2 protein-coding genes are annotated in these 3,063 nt (G+C 73.1%); one reads left to right on the top strand and one right to left on the bottom strand.

Going from position 1 to position 3,063, the window contains the following annotated elements; genetic code table 11:
- Positions 1–121: 121 nt before the first annotated feature.
- Positions 122–859, bottom strand: a complete 738-nt coding sequence (locus tag ACFWFR_RS18740) for a ferritin-like fold-containing protein (RefSeq protein WP_377624096.1) — start codon at positions 857–859, stop codon at positions 122–124.
- A gap of 420 nt (positions 860–1,279) precedes the next feature.
- On the opposite strand from ACFWFR_RS18740, the gene ACFWFR_RS18735 reads away from it, so the two are divergent.
- Positions 1,280–3,019: a DEAD/DEAH box helicase gene (locus tag ACFWFR_RS18735; RefSeq protein ID WP_377624095.1), complete on the top strand. Its 1,740-nt coding sequence runs from the start codon at positions 1,280–1,282 to the stop codon at positions 3,017–3,019.
- Positions 3,020–3,063 lie beyond the last annotated feature (44 nt).

Below are 3,063 nucleotides of genomic sequence, written 5' to 3'. Positions count from 1 at the left end.
GGGCGGTGCCCCGGCTCGACGGCCGGGGCGCCGCCCTCGTCGTGCGTCACGACGACCTGAGGTGCTCGGGCCGCGAGGCTCCCACCCCACCCGCTCAGGCCGCGAGGCCGTCCCCGACCGCTCAGGCCGCGAGGCCCAACCGCCCCATCCTGCGCGTGTGCTCCGCCGTGAGCTGCGAGAACACCCACGCCTGACGGTCCGCAGCCGTCCCCGTCGCGTCGGCCGCCCCGGGGGTCCCTGCCTCGGTGCGGTGCCCCGCACCGTCCGCGAGGAGCCGGCTCAGTCCCTCGCGCTCGGCGAGCAGCGTCTGCACCAGCCCGAGCGCCTCGCCCACGAGCCGCCGTCCCCACAGCGCGAGGCGCGACGCGAGCACGGGGTCCGCCGCCGCGGCGTCCGCGATGACGGTCGCCGAACGCTCGGAGTCGACGCCGTCCGAGAGGATCTCGAGGACCAGGTCGCGCGACTCGTCGTCGAGACCGTCCGCGGCGAGGCGGCAGAAGTCGTCGGCGACGCCGTGGCCGACGTACCCCTTGAGCACGCCCTCCCACCAGGTGCTCGACGGCGTCCGCGCCTCGAAGTCGTCGAAGATGCCGTCGAACGCGCCCATCTCGGCCTCGGGGTCGCCGCCCAGGTCGGCGATGCGCTCGAGGACGCGCTCGTGGCGCGCGAGCATCTTGCCCGCGTGGCGCGAGAGCTGGTGGCGCTGCGTGAGGGTCGGGGCGTGGGCCGCGTCGGCCGCGAGGCGGCCGAAGGTCGCGAGCTCGGTGTACGCGATGAGGCCCAGCAGACCGATCGCGTCACGGCCCGTGGCGAGCTTCTCGGTACCGACGGACGGGTCGTGGTGCTGCGGCTCGCTCATCGGGTCAGGATAGTCGAGTCCCGCAGCCCGTCCCCTGTCGGGGGACGCGACATGACGGGCCTTGACCGGCTTGACGGGTGCCGTCCGATAGTATGGGGGGGTACATCGGTTGCCCGGTCGTCCGAATCCCCGGTTCCCGGTGGGTGCTCGTGAGCCCCACCCCGTGCCGAAAGACTTGCGAACGACACTGCACGACGCCGACCTCGGTCGGTGCGCGCGGGCGGAACCGGGGTTCGCGCCTCACGGCCGACGACCCCCGACGACGTCCTCGCGGCGAATACCCACGATCGGCTGCCGGCCACTAGGCGCGAGAGACCGTACCTGCCTGGGATCTTCCCGGAGCATCGTGGACCCGCCAACCGTCGGGTCGATCACGCACGTGCGGGGCCTCGCGCCAGACATCAGAACCACGAGGCACCAGTGACCACCACCGAAACACCTGTCGAGCCCACCGAGCTCGACCTCACCCCTGCCGAGTCCCCTGTCGACGACGCACAGGGCACGCTCTCGTCGAGCGTCCAGGCCAAGGACGTCTCCTTCGCGGACTTCGGTGTCCGCCCGGAGATCGTCGAGGCGCTGGCCGACGCCGGCATCACCCACCCGTTCCCCATCCAGGCCATGACCCTGCCCGTCGCGATGTCGGGGCACGACATCATCGGCCAGGCCAAGACCGGTACCGGCAAGACGCTCGGCTTCGGCGTGCCGCTGCTGCACCGCGTCATCGCCCCGGGCGAGGAGGGCTTCGACCAGCTCCCCGCGCCGGGCAAGCCGCAGGCTCTCGTCATCGTCCCGACCCGTGAGCTCGCCGTCCAGGTCGCCGGCGACCTCGAGGCCGCCTCGGCCAAGCGCAGCGTCCGCATCATCCAGCTCTACGGCGGTCGTGCGTACGAGCCGCAGATCGCGACGCTCAACGCGGGCGTCGAGGTCGTCGTGGGCACCCCGGGTCGCATGATCGACCTCATGAACCAGGGGCACCTCAACCTCACGCGCGCTCGCTGCGTCGTGCTCGACGAGGCCGACGAGATGCTCGACCTGGGCTTCCTGCCCGACGTCGAGAAGCTCCTCTCGCGCACGCCCGCGGCCCGCCACACCATGCTGTTCTCGGCGACCATGCCGGGCGCGGTCGTCTCGATGGCCCGCCGCTACATGACGCAGCCGACGCACATCCGGGCCAACGACCCGGACGACGGCGGCCAGACCGTCAAGAACATCAAGCAGGTCGTCTACCGCGCGCACGCGCTCGACAAGGTCGAGGTCCTCGCGCGCATCCTCCAGTCCGAGGGCCGCGGCCTGACGATCGTGTTCGCGCGCACCAAGCGCACGGCCGCCAAGGTCGCCGACGAGCTCGCCGACCGCGGCTTCGCCTCGGGTGCGATCCACGGCGACCTGGGCCAGGGCGCCCGCGAGCAGGCGCTGCGCGCCTTCCGCTCGGGCAAGATCGACGTGCTCGTCGCGACCGACGTCGCGGCTCGTGGCATCGACGTCGACGACGTCACGCACGTCGTGAACTACCAGTGCCCCGAGGACGAGAAGACCTACCTGCACCGCACGGGCCGTACCGGTCGCGCGGGCAACAAGGGCACGGCAGTCACGTTCGTCGACTGGGACGACGTGCCCCGCTGGTCGCTCATCAACAAGGCCCTGGACCTGAACATCCCGGAGCCCGTCGAGACGTACTCGACGTCCCCGCACCTGTACTCGGACCTCAACATCCCCGAGGGCACCAAGGGCCGCCTGCCCAAGTCCGCGCAGACCCGCGCGGGCTTGGACGCCGAGAAGCTCGAGGACCTGGGCGAGACCGGCAAGCGCGGCGGCTCGCCGTCGTCCGCGCGCGGTGGTCGGGACGCGGGCCGCGACGCGGGCCGATCGGGCTCGCGCGACGCCGGACGTTCGGGTGGCCGTGACGGCGGGCGCAGCGGCTCGCGCGACGCCGGCCGGTCCGGTGGACGCGAGGGTGGCCGCAGCACCGAGGGCGCTCAGCGTTCCTCGGGTGCGACGGCCTCCGCAGGTTCGGAGCAGGCTCCGCGCGCCGAGGCTCCGGCCGCCGGGGCGTCCGCGGACGGCGCTCCGTCGCGTCCGCGCCGCCAGCGCAACCGTCGCCGCACGCACGGCGGCGGCTCGGGCGCTGGGACCGCAGGGGCCTCTGCTCCGGCCGAGTGATCCTCGACGCACGACCCTGACGGCGGGCCGTCGCTCCTCGGAGC

Source organism: Oerskovia sp. NPDC060287 (assembly GCF_042726775.1).
Classification (GTDB): Bacteria; Actinomycetota; Actinomycetes; order Actinomycetales; family Cellulomonadaceae; genus Oerskovia; species Oerskovia merdavium.
This window is presented reverse-complemented; position numbering and strand designations above follow the sequence as displayed.

Coding starts and splice junctions, on each gene's coding strand:
- ACFWFR_RS18740 (WP_377624096.1), bottom strand. CDS start 859: ATGAGCGAGCCGCAGCACCACGACCCGTCCGTCGGTACCGAGAAGCTC.